This is a genomic window from Bacillus halotolerans, assembly GCF_001517105.1.
In the GTDB taxonomy this organism is placed as follows: domain Bacteria; phylum Bacillota; class Bacilli; order Bacillales; family Bacillaceae; genus Bacillus; species Bacillus halotolerans.
On record NZ_LPVF01000009.1, the window covers coordinates 92,152 to 109,890 of the forward strand.

Consider the following 17,739-nt stretch of genomic DNA (forward strand, 5'->3'; position numbering starts at 1 on the left):
TTATGGTATAAAAAAGAAGGATAAAAAAAGAATAGAAGGTGATGAAACGTGGAAATTGCTATTATTGCGTTGTTTATCGTCAGTATAGCGCTAATTGCATTCTCATATTCTCAACGAGATCCGATGAAAGATGTCGAGCAGGAGCTTGAAACATTGCAGCTTTCTGCTATGCAGGAAATTTATAAGCTCAAAAAGAAAATGACAGTGCTTGAGGAAGAATTACTTGAAACAAACCTTGTGATCCGCAAAGCAAAGAACAGCGGTATCAATCAAAAGATCGCCAAACAAATACTTTCTAAATATAATAACGGTATGTCAGCTGAAGCAATTGCTAAAGCTGAGCATGTATCAGTAGAAGACGTGAATACGATTATAAAAGATAATGAGAAGGTGCTCGTATGACAAAACGAGGCATTCAGGCATTTGCCGGCGGTATCATATTAGCGACAGCCGTTCTCGCAAGTGTTTTTTATCTGACAGATGAAGATCAAGCCGCTGCTGTAAAAGAACAAAAAACAGTAACCGAGCAGGACGTGAACAATTATCTCGATTCTAAAAAAATGGTTTCTGTTAACCGTGATGAATATCAAAAGCTTCTCGACTCAAAAGAGAAATCTCTGAGCGATGACAGCAGCTCAGACTCGAAAAACAAAGTAAAAACGTACAAGCTCATCATTAAAGACGGCATGAGCACCGCAGATGTATCAGCTATTCTTGAAAAAGAAGGCATTATTTCTTCAGCTAAGGACTTTAATGACTACGTGATAGACGCTGGGTATCACAAGGAGATCCGTGCCGGAGAATTTAAAGTAAAATCAGATATGAGCTTCAAAAAGATCGTTAAAACATTAACACGATAAAAAAACAGGCTATGTAACAGCCTGTTTTTTTTATCCGAATTTCCCTGTAATATAATCGAGTGTTCTTTGATCTCTCGGCTGAGAGAACATTTTATTTGTATTGTCGCATTCAACAAGCTCACCCATGTAGAAAAATGCAGTTTGATCAGAAACCCTCGCTGCCTGTTGCATGTTGTGCGTCACGATAACGATGGTGTATTTATTTTTCAGCTGCAGAATGAGCTCTTCAATTTTTCTCGTCGAAATTGGATCTAGCGCAGATGTTGGCTCATCCATCAGCAAAATATCAGGATTTGTCGCAAGAGCTCTGGCGATACAGAGCCGCTGCTGCTGGCCGCCTGATAATGAGAGTGCAGATGAATGCAAACGATCCTTCACCTCATCCCACAGCGCCACGTCTTTTAATGACTTTTCTGCAATGTCTTGCAGCTTCTTTTTATTTTTGATGCCGTGAACTCTCGGTCCGTAAGCGACATTATCAAAAATTGATTGCGGAAACGGGTTTCCTTTCTGAAATACCATGCCGATATTTTTTCTCAAATCTACGATATCGACTTTATCCTTTAAAATATTGCTGCCATTATAGTTCAGCTCACCCGCAAGCTTTACATTCGGCGTCATCTGAATCATTAAATTCAATGTTTTAATAAATGTTGATTTGCCGCATCCTGACGGCCCGATAATCGCCGTGACTTCGTTTTGATTAATGCTCAAATTGATATTTTTCAAGGCATGGTTTTCCCCATACCATAAATTCATTCCGTTGACTTGATAAACTTCCTGTTTCTTTACAGCTTCGGTAGCAATACTCATTGCCAGCCTCCTATCCGAATTTCCCATTAATGTAATCCTCAGTTTTTTGCTGCTTCGGACTTGTGAAAATTTGTTCGGTCTGTCCGTATTCAACGATCTCGCCGTTTAAAAAGAAAGCCGTCCGGTCAGACACCCGCAGAGCCTGCTGCATATTGTGAGTAACAATAATAATTGAGTATTCGCTTTTCAATTCCGTAATCAATTCTTCTATTTTCGCATTTGAAATCGGATCTAGCGCTGAAGCAGGTTCATCAAGAAGAAGAACGGCCGGCTTCATCGCGAGCGTTCTGGCAATACATAAACGCTGCTGCTGACCGCCTGATAACGAAAGTGCGGATGAATGCAAACGGTCCTTTACTTCATCCCAGAGCGCCGCTTTTGTTAAGCTTTCTTCCACGATGTCGTCGAGCACTGATTTGTTCCGCTCTCCGGCATATTTTAATGCATGCGTGATATTATGGTAGATCGATTTTGGAAATGGATTCGGCTTTTGGAAGACCATGCCGATTTCTCTTCTTAAGCTGACAACGTTAATATTGCTTCCCAGTATATTTAATCCTTCATACAAAATTTCACCTTCGCTTCTTGCAGAAGGAATTAAGTCATTCATGCGGTTAATATTTCTAAGAAAAGTAGATTTGCCGCATCCTGACGGCCCGATCAAAGCGGTCACCGCATTTTTTTCAATCTCCATATTCACGTGACGAACGGCCTGTTTGTTTCCGTAGAAAATAGACAGATCCTTCACCTCGAGCACATGGTGCTGCTGAGGAATTATAACCGCACTCTCAGGCTTTTCTTTTACCATTTGTTCAGACATTGTTTTCGCCTCTTTCCGGTCTAATTTGCCGTAAGCTTTTTATAGATGATTGTTCCAAGCCATCTCGCCGCGAGATTGAAGACAAGAACTGAAATCACCAGCACTGCAGAACCTCCGTTGGCAATCGCTTCAGCATCCGGAATCATCCCTTGCGTATTTACATTCCAAATGTGGACCGCAAGTGTTTCAGCGGGTCTGAAAATATTAAGCGGCGATGTTTCAGAAAACGGATTCCACTCTGCAAAATTGAGACGCGGCGTTGTAAGCCCTGCTGTAAATAATAAAGCCGCCGCTTCCCCGAACACCCTTCCTGACGCTAAAATGGCACCTGTGATGATGGAAGGGATCGCACTTGGTATTAAAACGGTTTTTACGGTATGCCAGCGAGAAACACCTAAAGCGAGCGATGCTTCCTTCAAATCTTTAGGGACTGAACGGACCGCGTCTTCTGTCACACGCACCATAACAGGAAGATTAAAGACCGTTAATGCCAGCGCCCCGCCTATGATCGTATATCCCCAGCCTGTCAGGTTAACAAACATCAGTAAGCCGAACATTCCAATGACAATAGATGGAAGAGATGAAAGGACCTCAATACACGTTCTGATAAAATCTGTCACTTTGTTGTTAGGCGCGTATTCCGCCATGAACACTCCGCCGCCCACTCCGAGCGGGATGGTAATCAGCATCGTGATAAACAGAATATAAAAGGAGTTAAACAGCTGGTCTCGTATCCCGCCTCCTGCGGCAATGGCGCTTGATTTTGTCGTAATAAAATCAAAGCTGAACTGAGAAACACCGTTAATAATAATATAGGAAAACAGACCGACTAGAATCGCGGCGATAATGGCTGCGCATAAACCGAACATTCCAGTTGCCAGTTTATCTGTTAATTTGCGGTTCATTATACTTTCCTCCTAGATGACAAGTAGCGAATAAGCAAGATGAACAAGAATGACATCACCAGCAACACAAGTCCCATTGACCACAGCGTATTATTTTCAACGCTTCCGTATGTGGTATGGCCCATATTCAGCGTAATAATGGTTGTCAATGTTCCTGCGGTGTCAAACAGACTTTCAGGCAATACTCTTGTATTTCCAATGACCATTTGGACAGCCAGAGCCTCACCAAACGCACGGGCCATACCTAGGACAACGGCAGTCATCAATGTCGGAAAAGCTGCAGGGATGAGCACTTTTCTAATGGTCTGCCATCTTGTCGCACCGAGAGCGTAAGAACCTTCTCTTAAGCTTTTCGGAAGTGATGCCATCGCATCGGCTGAGATAGACGTAATCGTCGGCAGAATCATAATAGAAAGCACAATCGTTCCCGCCAATAAACTGTGTCCTGTTCCGCTCGTTTTGAACTGAGCAATAAAAGGCACCAATACTGTAAGACCTATGAATCCATAAACAACAGATGGGATGCCGACCAATAATTCGATCACCGGCTGCAGCACTTTCTTCCCCCAATTCGGCGCAATTTCTGTCATAAAGATCGCACCTGCTATGCCGAGCGGCGCAGCAATGAGAGCGGAGAGAATCGTTACTGCAAATGAGCCAAAGATAAAAGGCAGCACTCCGTATTTCGGATCAGAATCTGTAGGGTTCCAATTCAGACTCGTTAAGAATTCAATTGGGCTTACACCATTTACAAGAAAAGATTGCAGCCCCTTAATGCCGAGGAAAATGGTGATCGCCACAGATGCCGCTATCATTATAAGCGCGCAGGCTGTCACGATCATTCTTCCCCGAACTTCATCCAATTGCCTATTTTGCCTTGAGCTGATTAAACGTTCGCTCACAGACATATTTTCTCTATTGTTTATCATTGTTTTACACTCCTATGAATGTGTTAAGAGGAGAAACGGAAGTCTCCGCACTCCTCTTTTTATTTAGATCAGCTTTGCTTCCCTTTGGCATCGCGAGTCACTTTCATATCAGTCACCGGAATGTACCCTTGGTCAGTTACAATGCTTTTTTGAATGTCTTCACTCTTTAGATAATCAAGAAATTCTTTCGCTAGATCTTTCGCTTCGCCTTTTGTATAAGAATGCTGATAAGCCCAGATTGGATATTCTCCAGTTGTAACGTTTTTCGCTTCCGGCTTCACACCGTCAATAGATAAAGCTGTTACTTTGTCATCTGTTAAATATGAGAATGCAAGATATCCAATCGCTCCCGGAGTATCAGCAATGATTTTTTTCACAGTGTTGGAAGAATCCTCAGTAATGCCTTCTGCCGGTTCTTCTCCGTCAAGCGCGTATTTTACAAATGTAGCACGTGTACCTGAAGAATCAGGACGGTTTACAAGCGTAATTTTTTGATCCTTTCCGCCAAGCTCTTTCCAGTTTTTGATTTTGCCAGTGAAGATTTTTTTCAATTCATCTTTTGAGATATCTTTTACACCTGTGTCAGGGTTTACAGCCGCTGCCATACCGACTACTGCAACTTGATGGTCTACAAGCGCTTTTGCGTCGATACCTTCTTTTTCTTCAGCGAAAACATCTGAATTTCCGATTTGAACAGCTCCTTCAGAGACTTGAGAAAGCCCTGTTCCAGACCCCCCTGCTTGTACCTGTATATCAGCATCAGGGTTTTCTTCCATAAATTTTTCTGCAGCTGCAAGTACTAATGGCTGCATGGCCGATGAACCAGAAATGGTTAAAGAACCTGATGCCTTTTCTTCCCCTTTTGCAGAGCCGCTATTTGTTTTTTCACTTTCTCCTGCGTTTCCGCATGCAGCTGCAATTATCATAAAAGCAGCCATCAGAAGCATAAGCACCAATTTGTTTTTTTTCATTTCCTGAATTCCCCCTGCGTATAATGTGTAATTTGTCCTACACGTATAGAGTAAAGGTTCTATGTAAAATAGGTTTAAATCGAATGTTAAGGTTTTGTAAATCCGTGCATTTTTTTGTATAAAAAAAACGCCCACATGATGTGGGCGTTTCTGTTTAGTTATCAGAAGACGTTGTGTTTTCTGCTTTTTCTTCAATTTTGTCTTTATTTTTTTGCTGAGTATCTTCTTTGTCCTGCTTCGATTTCAGCTCAAAATATTTATCCAATACTTCTCTGCCGATTTCGTTCGTAATTGAATATCTGTCATTATAATCAATGTAGGTCCAAGGGACCACCACAGAAATGGCGATCTCAGGATTATCAGCAGGTGCGTAAGCGACAAGTGTCGTATTGTAAGTTGCTGTTCCTGTTTTTGATTTATCTGGTCCATCATAGAAAGACTGCGCTGTTCCTGTTTTAGCAGCCGGTTTATATGATGCTGAAGCAAGTTGACCTGCGGCTGTCCCTTTAGTAGCGACCCGTCTAAAGCCAGCCTGAACCTCTTTAATATAGCTACTCTTCATATCGACTTTATTCAATACTTCAGGCTGAACAGATTCAACGACAGCTCCGATCCCTTTTTTCGCATCTGATTTTCTGACTTCTTTAACAAGCTGAGGCTTCAAGCGATAGCCACCATTTGCTATGGTAGAGACATATTGAGCCAATTCAAGCGGTGTATAAGTATCATACTGCCCAATCGCGTAGTCAAGCAAGAAACCTGACAATCTGTTTGTACCTTTATATCCCGTCATTTCATTTGGTAGATCAATTCCTGTTTTTACCCCTAAACCAAATTGACTGAAATAATTTCTGAACGTATCAAACGCAGAAGTATCCAGAGGCAAGGCTTGGTGAGGTTTATATTCACCTTTACCAACTGCTATCGCTGTCTTAAACATAAACACGTTAGAAGACTTCTCCAAAGCAGTTTGAATACCAACCGGACCTAAGTTTTGCCAAGATTTTTTTCCTCTTTTATCTTGACCGATATATAATGGTTCGTCCTTAAATATCGTATTCAAATTAATGGCTCCAGTTTGAAGACCGGTCAAAACAGTTGCACCTTTAACAGCTGATCCCATAGCGTAGGATGAAGTCATATTTCCTAATGCATAATCGTCAAACTTATAGGCACCATTTTCCCGTTTAATCTGCTTCCCTGCCATTGTCAGTACTTCACCATTTCTAGGATCCATCATGACAACGAAGGCACGGTCTAACAATTCAGTACTTGGTCTTGCTTTAGCAGCTTTAAGTTTTTTTTCAATAATTTTTTCGACTGATTTTTGCAGATCAATATCAATTGTCAGCACAAGGTCTTTACCGGCTTTTCCTTCCGACACCGTTTTTGTCCCAGTTACATTACCTTTAGAGTCTGTAATATTTTGCACCTTCGCTTTTTGCCCCTGCAAAAGACTTTCATATTGATATTCTAAGTAGCTTTTTCCGACCCTGTCATTTCGGCTGTAGCCAAGCGACAGATAATGGTCGAGCAAGTTGGATGGCAATCCTTCATCAGAGCTTGATACACTTCCGAGCACTGAGCGGAGAAGATTTTCATATGGATATTCACGTTCCCAGTCTGAGGTGACATCAACACCCGGCAGTTCATCTAAATGTTCACTTACAACTGCCATTTCTTTCGCTGATACATCTTCATTTTTGATGTATTGCGGTGTTAACGCATATCCGGAGTCCATCTGTCTTTTAATGGCGAGAATCTGCATGTCTTTATCAGTCAATTCATTCAGCTGCTTATCGGTAATCCGTTTTAGCTGGAGCTGATATAAATCATCATCTGATAATTTTTTATTTTCTACCTGCTGTCTTTCCTTAGAAGTAATCAGCTTTTTCGCTTCTTTTGGTCTAGTCAAAATCCAATAATCTTTTTTATCCCGTTCTGTTACTTTTTTTGTGTCGACTTTAATCATATCTGCCAGCTTTTTTGCGATTTTCAGACGCTGTTCTTGCGTTGTAGATTTAGATCTGGTGTATGTAATCGCATTTAAAGCCTTATTTGTTACAATGGCATTAAAATTCCGATCATAAATTTTCCCGCGCGGCACCGCCGAGCTGACTTCACTTTGTTCCTGCTGATTGGCTTGATTTTTGTAATCATCGCCTTGAACGATCTGCTTAATGCCAAGCTCCACAATAATCCAGGTGAATATAACAAAAGCGGCCAAAAATAAAATATTCAGCCGGATCGGAAGCGACTTCTTTTTCTCTTTATGATTTTGCTTTTTTTGTTTATTTCTCCTCATAACATCACCTTTTTCTATTTACGGAAAGAAAAGACACTCAAGTAAGAGTGCCATTTTTCATTTTAAAGGTTTTTTCGACTTTTTTCTACAGATAACCCCTTATTGCCAAAAAATTATCTTTCGCCTTTTAAAAGGTTCGGTTCAGTCACCCGTTTGTGGCCGTCTTCTTCCATAGTTTCATTTTCCTCTTCTTTCTCTTTAAAACGAATATCCTTGACAAAGTAATAAATGAGCGGATGTCCGATGCCCAAGATGGCAAGCGACAACGGTATACCCATATCTTCTTTAAAAAGGGCCACGATAAGGAGAAAGCATAAAATCGAAACAATTCTGCCGGCGTTTAAAAACATTTCTCTCAGCACGATATATTCAATTCTCGCTTTTCTGGCATGTCTGGCACGTCCTATGACATCATATGTAAGCGATACATAAGGCACGAGCAAAAGAGGATAGCCGATCGCAATAAACACGCCGTATGTCAATAATGTCGTAAAGCTCATATGAAAGAGTATCAAAAACAGCGCACCATACAAAATAAGGCCGCCCAGCAAAATTGATTTTTTACGGGCCTTTTTCTTAATCAGCCTTGATGCAAAATAATAGGCAAAAAAGGAAACAGCAGAGTTGACGAGGCCAAAGGTTCCGAGGGCCAGTTCGCTGTTTGTCTCAATAAACACAAAAACACTGATTAAAAAGACGAAAATCCCTTCTCTCAAGCCCTGAAAAAAATGCGCATTTGTAATTCGCCGCCAGTTCATATTAGTGTGGCGTTCTCCAAATACCTTACTCAGCATAAAATGGCCCTTTGATTCTCTCCGTTTTAGGAAGAAGCTCATCACGACAGCCAGTGCAAATAAACTGAGGGAGAGACTGAAAATGACAGTGTAACCCGTATTATTTTCAAGCCTTGAGATGACAAATCCTGCAACAATCGGACCAATCATTCCTGCGGATGAGGACAGGATGCCCATAAAGCCGTTGAAAAAATCCCGCGTATCAGGCTCTGTTATTTCAAAGGTGAGCACATTAAACGCGAGCCAGTAAAATCCATAGCCTACTCCGAGCACCGCTCCGATGAGAACAAGACGTGATGCAGCAGTTTCTCCAGCCAGCAGCACACTTAAATAAAATGCCGCTAAAAAAATCACTCCAAATCTAAGAATGAAAACCCGGTCTATTTTTTTGGCTAATCGGCCAGCTAAATAAAATGTTATCGGCTGCATCGTCACAATTGATAAGTTGTATATCGCCAAATCAATAAATTTCCCTGACTGCTTCCAGAGATACACATTCACAAATGTATTGGAAAGCGCAATTCCTAACGAGTAAAGACCGCCAACGGTCAGCAGAAGAAGTAATCCTTTATTTACATCTACATCTCCAATTACCTTTTTTAGTTTGCTCATTACTGACTCCCCTTTACTACCCCTTAGTCTGTCTCACTGAAACCGAGATATGTAAAGAGAAGACATAAAAAACAAGGCCCTTTTATGAGGGCCTTGTTTGCGTTATTATTTTGCTGCGCTGTAAAGACGAGCAACTTCGTCCCAGTTTACCACATTCCAGAAAGCTGAAATGTAATCAGGACGGCGGTTTTGATAGTTAAGGTAGTAAGCATGCTCCCAAACATCAAGACCTAGGATAGGCGTTTTGCCTTCAGAAAGCGGAGAATCTTGGTTTGGCGTGCTTGTGATTTCAAGTTTGCCGTTGTTTACAACAAGCCATGCCCAGCCTGAACCGAAACGTCCAGCTGCTGCTGCAGCGAATTGTTCTTTGAATTTGTCAAAGCTTCCAAATACACTGTTGATCTCTTCAGCAAGCTCGCCAGTTGGCTCGCCACCGCCGTTTGGAGATAAAAGTGTCCAGAATAATTTGTGGTTCGCGTGTCCGCCGCCATTGTTGCGGACTGCTGTGCGGATGTTTTCAGGAACAGAATCTAGATCTGCAACAAGCTCTTCAACTGATTTGTTTGCAAGAGCAGTGTTTCCTTCAACCGCTTTGTTTAAATTTGTAACGTATGTGTTATGGTGCTTCGTATGGTGAATATTCATAGTTTCCTTGTCGATATGCGGTTCTAAAGCATCGTACGCATAAGGTAATTCTGGAAGTTCGTAAGCCATGATAATTCCTCCTTAATATATATGTACTGAAATGCCGCTTCACAGCGAGCCTTTCTTCATTCAATGTAACAAAAGAACGCCGTGTAATCAATGAAAAAGCTCACAACTTGGCTATTTCAGCAGACATATTTCACTTTAACCGTTACTTCGCCCCCTTAAACCTCCTGAGAGCAATTCTTACAGGACAGTCCATAAAAAATATCCGATCATTAAAAGCTGAATAATTCCCTTTGCAATGACCCCTGTTAAAAAGCCGATCAATGAGCCTAGCCCAATTTTAAACGCTGATTTTACATCTTTTTGATGTACGATAAGCTCTGCGCAAACAGCTCCGATAAACGGCCCTAAAATAATCCCCGCAACCGGAATCACAAAGGGACCGATCAACAAACCGATCGTACTCCCCCAAATAGCAGCTTTGCTTCCGCCGAACCTCTTTACACCAAGCAGATTGGAAACATAATCTGCGGCGAATAATACTGCGGCGAATACAGCTTCAACCAGCCAGAACATATAGGAATACGAACTGAAAGAAAACAAAAATCCGTATAATACAAAACCGGCAACGATAAATACAACACTTGGAATAACAGGATACACTAGCCCGATAAAAGCGATGATAAATAGTGCCGCGATCAACAGCCAATACAAAATATCCATAGAATCCATCCTCCTCATTATGCTTACATCTCTGATCTTACACTTCTGCCAATGCAGGTCTTCCTTGTATTCATACGCAGGCAACGATACAATAAGCAACATATATTGTATAGCTAGGAAGTGAAGACAGTGAATGTATTTCAGCTTTTCATCAAAAGTACATACTCTCCACGGGATATTGCAAAAACAAGATTTCAAGGAATCGGAAAAGCGATTCTTTATGTATTTTTGCTTTCTGTCCTTTTTGCGATTCCCACTGCTTATTATGTAAGCTCAGGGACCGTCCAATCTATGAACGGCTTTAAATCCGTTTTAAACAAAGATTTCCCTGATTTCACAATTTCAAACGGCAAACTTCAGACGGATGAAAAAAAGCCACAGAATCAAAGGCAAACGGCTTTGTCATCGTGTTTGATCCGACGGATGCATATGGCACGGAACAAATCGAAGCAAAGCAAAACGCAATAGGTATACTACAGGATAAGTTTGTTTTGGCCATTGACGGACAGGCCCAAGAGATGGCTTACTCAATGATGCCGTCAGATTTAACAAAAAAAGATGTCACTGCAGGGTTAAACCAAAATAAAACAATGATCGTGACTGTTCTCTCAGTACTCATATTTCTCGTGACAGCGGCGGGAAAATTTATTGAGGTATCATTCTTGGCGCTTATCGGGCTAATCATAAAGAACGGTCAGCAAAAGCAGCTGTCCTACCAGCAGCTATGGAAGCTTTCTGCTTACTCCATTACCCTTTCAACAATATTTTTTACGATTATGCGTGCGTTAGAAACAACGGTGCCAAGTGAATTTTTAGTCAACTGGTTTGTTAACTTTGTCATCCTGTTTCTCGTATTAAAAGAGCTCCCGGCTAAAAAAAAGAAATCTTTAAAAAATAGCGGTTAATTTTCAGGAATCTTTTCAAAAAAAGAATGGTACATGTGTAACTTTCTCTTTAAGCAACCAGTGTAAAAAGGCCAATCTTACAACTTGGATGCTACCCTTTCTTTTCTTGGGATGGAATTTCATTCTAAAAAATTGCTTTTTTGTACGAGAACTGGGTCGGGGTCTGGAAATTTTCAGTTGTGAAATAATTTTGATGTTTTAATCTCAGCCAAATAAAACAATGTCTAAAAAAACAGTAATGATTACCGTTGAATTTCAAGAATCTATCCTTCAGAACAAATCCTTTGTAAAATATTGAAGCATAGCAGGGTAAAGATATATAAAACTTTTTTCTTTTTTAGTCACCAACAGAAAATAAATTTATATCCACATTTTTTAAAAAAGTGCTATGAAAAAATTTTCTAAAAATATATATTAAAAAGCTAGGTGCCGACAGGCACCTAGCTTTTTAATTCGAATTCAAATTTAGTACCAAAAAACTAGAATTATCTCTTCCAATCCTCTTGAGCTTCAGCAATAATATATTATTATCTTTTCTGAGGATTTATATAAACAAATGCGGCTCCCTTAGCTTTCCCCTTGTACACAGATAAACCTACTGCCCAAGGTACACCTGTCGGTTTTGGTAATTTACTGAAATAAAACTTTTTAGTGGGTGTTCTACTCGAAAAATACCCTGAGTATTGAGGACCAATGTCCCCACCTTCGACAATAGAAACACCAAAACTCTTATAATTTAATTTACCACATTTTCCATTTGTCTCAGCATAAGCATCAATAGAGGTAGCACTTTTAGTATATGTATACGCATCAGTAATAACTCTTATCTTACAACCAGAGATACCACTTACTGATTGCCAACCACTGCTTGCTGCCTCTGCTTTTTCTTTAGGTAGTGCTACGAGCATTGCCATTAGCAGCAAAATTAAAAACACTGAAAATTTTCTTTGCTTCATTACTAGGTTCCTCCTTTAAAACTATTACTATGTAATCCTAACAAATCCTTCAGCTTTTGTAAATAATGGTATATGCGTTTTATATTATAATAAATCACCACTTTATTATAGCTCGCTCACCTTTTTGACTGCATTATATTTTAGTCAAAGAGATTCCTTCAAAAATCGATCACATAAAAAAGAGACAAAGTCCATTCGTTGGATATAACGACAATCTTTTTTGTTCAATATGTAAAGCGAAAAAACAACGTGAACAAATCGTTGTGCAGTGAGTAAACTTGGTTAGCTGATCATTTGGACTGTTGTGAAAACCATAAGAAACATTTTACTTTTTTTAATTTATGGTGAATCTACTTCTTAATTTTCCATTATGGACTACCTAGTGTTGATTCGGCGGTATTCATCCTATATGAATTTGAGCACCATTCCATTCGCGAGACCATCGGCCATATTCAAACAAATTATCGTATACCGGAAGCTATGAATCTCAATCATGTCTATCAACCATCGACAGAACGCACTCAAAGCCATTATGAAGAAAATATGCGGAAACACAACCGCGCCTATTCAAAATCAAGTTGACCCAAGAAATTAAAAATAGATCGCGAAGTAAACAAAAAACCGTTAGAGCCTAGTCCTACTCAGAGGATCGAGAAATTTAAATTCAGCACAATCGATTTGTGAGAGTGATACTTTCTGAAAAATAAATTTTGGAACGTTTATTTGCATATGACTTTCAACCGAAACGGACTTGTCTTGGAGGGATAGTGGTTGAATCTGTAAATGGTTCGTGACAGTCAAGTGTTTACATTTTTTTCAGTAAAGTAAAAAGGAACGCGTAGCTATGCCTCATACAATCGCAGTCGATGCAAAATACAAAACACTTACGAAACTTCTCAGCGCATTCTTTCACATAAGGGGTGGGGGATATTCCCAAATATCTTTTTTGATTTTCCTATAAATTACTTGCCTTCTGTCCTTCGGAGCAATTACGATGTGGTACTTACTATTCCAAGTAGTATGCGCTGAACTATTACTGTCTTTTGACATCATAACTCATCCGTATGCTCATTTTTGGTTGTCGAACTAAACATATATAGCACTCTGGAGAGTGTTTTTCATATCATACTGGAATTTTCTTGGAATTAAGGTCTAGTCTAGGTTTTTCTTTTGTCATGAATCAACACGGACAAGCATACAATGTTATAAAATTTTGTATGCGGGAGGCAAAATCAATGAAACGTCTCACTTTTGTATTCAGCATTCTCTTTATCCTTTTTATTATTTTTTATGATCTTAAAATTGGAACGATCCCCTTTCAGAACCTCCCTGTCTATAAAGCATCGGCAAAAACAGCTGTACAGGAAACAGCGTATAAAACGGTGACGGTAAAACCGGGTGACACGGTCATGTCGATTGTCGGGTCTGCAAGTTCCCCTGACGATATTGTAAAGGATTTTGAAACGCTTAATCCAAATGTAAAAGCCAATACGATTCAAGCAGGAACAGCATACAAATTCCCGGTCTACCCATAATTAACGTTAATTTCTTGTCAGTTCGGCGAATACACTGTTACAATATAATTTGTAAAATACATTGACATACACCATACTAGGTTTATTCTATCTAGAAGCGGCAACTACAATGAAGGAGCGATTGACAAGTGAGTGAAATCACCCATCGTACAAAAACGCGTCCCGTTAAAGTGGGACCTTTAACAATAGGCGGTAACAATGAAGTCGTTATCCAAAGCATGACAACAACCAAAACACATGATGTAGAAGCAACGGTTGCGGAAATTAACCGGCTGGCTGAAGCCGGATGCCAAATCGTGCGGGTGGCTTGTCCGGATGAACGAGCGGCAAACGCCATTGCGGATATTAAAAAACGCATCTCCATTCCGCTCGTTGTTGACATTCATTTTGATTATAAGCTTGCGTTAAAAGCCATTGAAGGCGGCGCAGATAAAATACGAATCAACCCAGGCAACATCGGCCGCCGTGAAAAAGTCGAAGCGGTCGTTAAAGCGGCGAAAGAAAAAGGGATTCCAATCCGAATTGGTGTAAACGCAGGTTCATTGGAAAAACGGATTTTAGAAAAATACGGATATCCGACAGCAGACGGCATGGTAGAAAGTGCTCTTCATCACATTAAGATTCTTGAGGATCTAGATTTTCACGATATTATCGTCAGCATGAAGGCTTCTGACGTAAACCTTGCCATCGAGGCTTACGAAAAAGCGTCAAAAGCATTTGATTACCCGCTTCACCTCGGAATCACCGAGTCAGGAACGCTGTTTGCCGGTACAGTAAAAAGCGCAGCAGGACTTGGCGCGATTTTAAGCAAGGGCATCGGTAACACCCTGCGTATCTCATTAAGCGCAGACCCGGTTGAAGAGGTTAAAGTAGCGAGAGAGCTGTTGAAATCCTTTGGTTTGGCCTCTAACGCTGCAACCCTCATCTCATGCCCGACTTGCGGCCGTATCGAGATTGATTTGATCAGTATCGCCAACGAAGTGGAAGAATACATCTCTAAAGTGAAAGCGCCGATTAAAGTCGCCGTTCTCGGATGTGCGGTAAACGGCCCGGGTGAAGCGAGAGAAGCTGATATCGGCATCGCTGGAGCACGCGGCGAAGGTCTTCTGTTCCGAAAAGGTAAAATTGTCCGTAAGGTTCCAGAAGAAACAATGGTTGAAGAACTGAAAAAAGAAATCGACATACTTGCTGAAGAGCACTACGCAAAGCTTGAGGCTGAAAAAGCGAAATTAGCTGAAGAAACACAAAAAGCTTGACGGGAACCCGTCAAGCTTTTTTGTATTAGAAAAATGGAATAATAAATATTCCAAGCACTAATGAGACAACACCAATCCCCATAGCCCATGCACCCAGGCTTTGGGCTCCTCTTCTTCTTGCGATATAGCCGACAATAATACCGGCAGCTCCCAACAAAACAGGAAGAACAAACAATGAAATAATGGACAAGGCTAAAGCGATATACCCTATCCCCCGTCCTTCATTGACATTTCCGCCGCTGCGGTCATTCTCTTGGTCACCGCTTCGGTCAGAAGCACGGAAAGGCTCTGCAATTTCAGCAGCCGTTTCCTCAAAAAAACCATCATTGTCGCGGGTAATATTTGTTCCTTCAGAACCATGATCTACATAGTAACTGTTGTTATCACGTTTTTCGTAATCGTTTGCCACCTTCAATTCCCCCTTCTGTTTTATTAAAGGAGCTTTTATAGTTTGATCCATTTTTGCTGATTCATGTTTGCTAAACTTTTCTGGTAATGTTAATTGTTTATGTTACACTTGAAAGGATGAAACTGAAGGAGTGTGGGCATGTTACGCTTAGGAATAGATATTGACGGCACAATCACGGCTCAGGATACATTCGTCCCTTATTTAAACCGCTCGTTTAATCTTTCCATTTCATTAAACGACATGACGGATTATGATTTAACAAAACTGTTACATATTACACAGGAAGAATTTTGGGATTGGATGAATCAAAATGAAGCAATCATATATAAAGAAGCACTTCTTGCGCAGCATGCAAAACAGTCCCTTGACCTCCTCAAAGAGGAGCACCGGCTGATTTATATTACGGCGAGAAGGACTCATTTAAGCGATGTTACGTTCGAATGGTTTGACAGACAAAACATCCATTATGACCACATAGAGCTCGTGGGAGGGCATCATAAAGTCGAAGCGGTCAAAAAACATGACATCGACTTGTTTTTTGAGGATCATCACGGAAACGCAATGATGATTGCAAAAGAAGCCGGTATACCGGTGATTTTATTCAATTCGCCTTATAACCAGCTTCCGACCGATTCAAATATCATTAGAGTTAACAACTGGCTCGAAGCGGTTCAATGGATAAATGAAAATAAACATTATTTCATACGTGTGAAAAATTAAAAAAGGAGCCTGATCAGGCTCCTTTATCTCTATCCTTAACTCTTACGAAGAAGGTTGATCTTGCTTTTCCTGTTCACAGCTTGGACATGTCCCGTAAATCTCAAATTTATGCCCGCTGATCTGATAGCCATCTAGGTCATCATAGAGCTTATCCATCGGACAAGACTCAATTTCCTTTGTTTTGCCGCAAGCCAGGCAAATAAAGTGATGGTGATGATGAGTAAATGAGCATTTAAATCGGAACAGCTTTTCACCGGAGAGCTCAGTCGTTTCCAAAATACCTAGCTCTTCATATAAAGAAAGGTTTCTGTAAATCGTATCAAAGCTTAAACCGGGATAATCATCATTTAGTGCAGACAGTACATTTTTAGCGGTCAGATACCTGTCCGAATCAGCAAAAAGCTGAAGCATATCTTCCCGTTTGCTTGTATATTTATATCCGTTTTCTTTCAGTAAGTTCAGCGCTTCTTGTACGTTCATGAAGGGCCCCCCTTTTCGCTTTGCTTATGAACGAACGTATCTTATATATCAAAAAGAAAATGGCAGCTGTCTGACCAGCAAGCCATTTTCTTTACTACTGATAAAATTATACCCATAAAATGAATAAAAGTAAATGAAAGCCTAGTGGATTGCGGTTTTGAATTTACCGCCTCTTGTTTCATGAGTATTCATAATTGTAATAAATGCATTATCGTCGACTTCAAACACAATGGATTTGAGCTTGGTCACTTCCAGCCTTGTGACAACTGCATAAATCACATCTTTTTCCTCGTCTGTATAGCCGCCTTTTCCCTTCAGCTTCGTTGTTCCGCGTCCGAGACGGTGTAATATTGCGTCGGAAATCTCATCATACTGGTCCGAGACAATAATCACAGCTTTTGTTTCATCCAGCCCTTGGATGACCGCATCAATGGTTTTCATGGCAATGTAGTAAGTCATGAAAGAATACATAGCTTGCTCAGGACCGAACACAAAACCGGCCCAAATAAAGATAAATACATTGATGAGCATCACAAACTCACCAACTGAAAACGGCAGTTTTTTCGTTAGAAGGATACCGAGAATTTCTGTGCCGTCCATTGAACCACCGTTTCGAATCACCAGCCCGACACCAAAGCCGAGCAAGAGACCTCCGAATACTGTAGCCAATATAGGCTGTGTCGCAATGGCTTCTACGTGGTGAAGCGAGGATTCGATTAAGGCAAGGCCGACAATCCCGATAACAGTAGAAACGAGGAAGGTCTTACCGATATATTTATATCCGAAGATCATAAAAGGAATGTTTAAAATGACAACGAATACAGCGAAATTCAGAAAGGGGTTTGACATAAAGAGGTGGTCTAAAATAAGTGATACACCGATAATGCCTCCATCAATAAAATCATTGGGGACTAAAAATAATTCAATACTTACCGCCGCAGACGCAGCTCCAATCAGAATCATGATGACCCTGAATATAAAGTGGGTAAATGATTCTCTTTTGTGTTGTTTTGTTGGGGTCATAAAATCTCCTTTCCTGCAATAACTATTTTAAATAGACTATGACTCTATTTTACCATGAAATGCTGACACATT

General features: G+C 40.6%; 18 protein-coding genes and 2 pseudogenes. 6 read left to right on the top strand and 14 right to left on the bottom strand.

Annotated elements, in window-relative coordinates; genetic code table 11:
• The first annotated feature begins 48 nt into the window (after window positions 1-48).
• Complete coding sequence (locus AU387_RS08140) at window positions 49-402, top strand: hypothetical protein (protein WP_010334943.1); 354 nt, start codon at window positions 49-51, stop codon at window positions 400-402.
• Complete coding sequence (locus AU387_RS08145; RefSeq protein WP_024122063.1) at window positions 399-860, top strand: endolytic transglycosylase MltG; 462 nt, start codon at window positions 399-401, stop codon at window positions 858-860. Before AU387_RS08140 ends, AU387_RS08145 begins: the two co-directional genes overlap by 4 nt.
• Before the next feature lie 30 nt (window positions 861-890).
• Here AU387_RS08145 and pstB (AU387_RS08150) read toward each other — a convergent pair whose 3' ends face one another.
• From pstB (AU387_RS08150) to AU387_RS08190, 9 genes are all read right to left on the bottom strand, one after another.
• Window positions 891-1,673 carry a phosphate ABC transporter ATP-binding protein PstB gene (pstB, locus tag AU387_RS08150; protein ID WP_044154551.1) on the bottom strand — a complete coding sequence of 261 codons (783 nt, stop codon included), beginning with the start codon at window positions 1,671-1,673 and terminating at the stop codon, window positions 891-893.
• Window positions 1,674-1,683: 10 nt separating this feature from the next.
• Entirely contained in the window at window positions 1,684-2,493 is an 810-nt protein-coding gene (gene pstB, locus AU387_RS08155; protein ID WP_059335424.1) for a phosphate ABC transporter ATP-binding protein PstB, read from the bottom strand.
• Between the two features lie 20 nt (window positions 2,494-2,513).
• Window positions 2,514-3,398, bottom strand: a complete 885-nt coding sequence (gene pstA / locus AU387_RS08160; protein WP_059335425.1) for a phosphate ABC transporter permease PstA — start codon at window positions 3,396-3,398, stop codon at window positions 2,514-2,516.
• The gene (pstC, locus tag AU387_RS08165; RefSeq protein WP_024122067.1) at window positions 3,398-4,327 is read right to left on the bottom strand and encodes a phosphate ABC transporter permease subunit PstC; all 930 of its coding nucleotides are present in this window, start codon (window positions 4,325-4,327) and stop codon (window positions 3,398-3,400) included. Before pstC ends, pstA begins: the two co-directional genes overlap by 1 nt.
• Before the next feature lie 68 nt (window positions 4,328-4,395).
• Window positions 4,396-5,298 (bottom strand): phosphate ABC transporter substrate-binding protein, encoded by a 903-nt coding sequence (locus AU387_RS08170; RefSeq protein ID WP_044154545.1) that lies wholly within the window; start codon window positions 5,296-5,298, stop codon window positions 4,396-4,398.
• Between the two features lie 154 nt (window positions 5,299-5,452).
• Complete coding sequence (pbpA, locus tag AU387_RS08175) at window positions 5,453-7,603, bottom strand: penicillin-binding protein 2A (protein ID WP_044154542.1); 2,151 nt, start codon at window positions 7,601-7,603, stop codon at window positions 5,453-5,455.
• 113 nt (window positions 7,604-7,716) lie between these two features.
• Window positions 7,717-9,009 carry an MFS transporter gene (locus AU387_RS08180; protein ID WP_044154541.1) on the bottom strand — a complete coding sequence of 431 codons (1,293 nt, stop codon included), beginning with the start codon at window positions 9,007-9,009 and terminating at the stop codon, window positions 7,717-7,719.
• A gap of 105 nt (window positions 9,010-9,114) precedes the next feature.
• A complete protein-coding gene (gene sodA / locus AU387_RS08185; protein WP_044154540.1) occupies window positions 9,115-9,723 on the bottom strand; it encodes a superoxide dismutase SodA in 609 nt (202 codons plus the stop codon).
• 177 nt (window positions 9,724-9,900) lie between these two features.
• Complete coding sequence (locus tag AU387_RS08190) at window positions 9,901-10,383, bottom strand: DUF456 domain-containing protein (RefSeq protein ID WP_059335426.1); 483 nt, start codon at window positions 10,381-10,383, stop codon at window positions 9,901-9,903.
• A 129-nt stretch (window positions 10,384-10,512) separates the two neighbouring features.
• Between AU387_RS08190 and AU387_RS08195 the strand changes: the two are divergent.
• Window positions 10,513-11,288 (top strand): annotated as a pseudogene (locus AU387_RS08195) (DUF1189 domain-containing protein).
• A 527-nt stretch (window positions 11,289-11,815) separates the two neighbouring features.
• Here the strand turns inward: AU387_RS08195 and yqgA are convergent.
• Entirely contained in the window at window positions 11,816-12,244 is a 429-nt protein-coding gene (yqgA, locus tag AU387_RS08200; RefSeq protein WP_044154538.1) for a cell wall-binding protein YqgA, read from the bottom strand.
• 905 nt (window positions 12,245-13,149) lie between these two features.
• A pseudogene (locus AU387_RS21125) lies at window positions 13,150-13,294 on the bottom strand (transposase); the annotation flags it as partial.
• Window positions 13,295-13,479: 185 nt separating this feature from the next.
• Here AU387_RS21125 and AU387_RS08205 point away from each other — a divergent pair.
• Window positions 13,480-13,779: a LysM peptidoglycan-binding domain-containing protein gene (locus AU387_RS08205; protein ID WP_059335427.1), complete on the top strand. Its 300-nt coding sequence runs from the start codon at window positions 13,480-13,482 to the stop codon at window positions 13,777-13,779.
• 137 nt (window positions 13,780-13,916) lie between these two features.
• Window positions 13,917-15,035, top strand: a complete 1,119-nt coding sequence (gene ispG, locus AU387_RS08210; RefSeq protein WP_174754447.1) for a flavodoxin-dependent (E)-4-hydroxy-3-methylbut-2-enyl-diphosphate synthase — start codon at window positions 13,917-13,919, stop codon at window positions 15,033-15,035.
• A 25-nt stretch (window positions 15,036-15,060) separates the two neighbouring features.
• Here the strand turns inward: ispG and AU387_RS08215 are convergent, their stop codons facing one another.
• Complete coding sequence (locus AU387_RS08215; RefSeq protein WP_082687864.1) at window positions 15,061-15,450, bottom strand: DUF308 domain-containing protein; 390 nt, start codon at window positions 15,448-15,450, stop codon at window positions 15,061-15,063.
• 132 nt (window positions 15,451-15,582) lie between these two features.
• Between AU387_RS08215 and AU387_RS08220 the strand changes: the two genes are divergently transcribed.
• Window positions 15,583-16,164: a nucleotidase gene (locus AU387_RS08220; RefSeq protein ID WP_044154534.1), complete on the top strand. Its 582-nt coding sequence runs from the start codon at window positions 15,583-15,585 to the stop codon at window positions 16,162-16,164.
• A 42-nt stretch (window positions 16,165-16,206) separates the two neighbouring features.
• Here AU387_RS08220 and zur read toward each other — a convergent pair whose 3' ends face one another.
• Both zur and AU387_RS08230 read right to left on the bottom strand, forming a co-directional pair.
• Window positions 16,207-16,644, bottom strand: coding sequence for a zinc uptake transcriptional repressor Zur (gene zur / locus AU387_RS08225; protein ID WP_059335429.1), 438 nt, complete (start codon window positions 16,642-16,644; stop codon window positions 16,207-16,209).
• 141 nt (window positions 16,645-16,785) lie between these two features.
• Window positions 16,786-17,667 (bottom strand): YitT family protein, encoded by an 882-nt coding sequence (locus tag AU387_RS08230; RefSeq protein WP_059335430.1) that lies wholly within the window; start codon window positions 17,665-17,667, stop codon window positions 16,786-16,788.
• Window positions 17,668-17,739 lie beyond the last annotated feature (72 nt).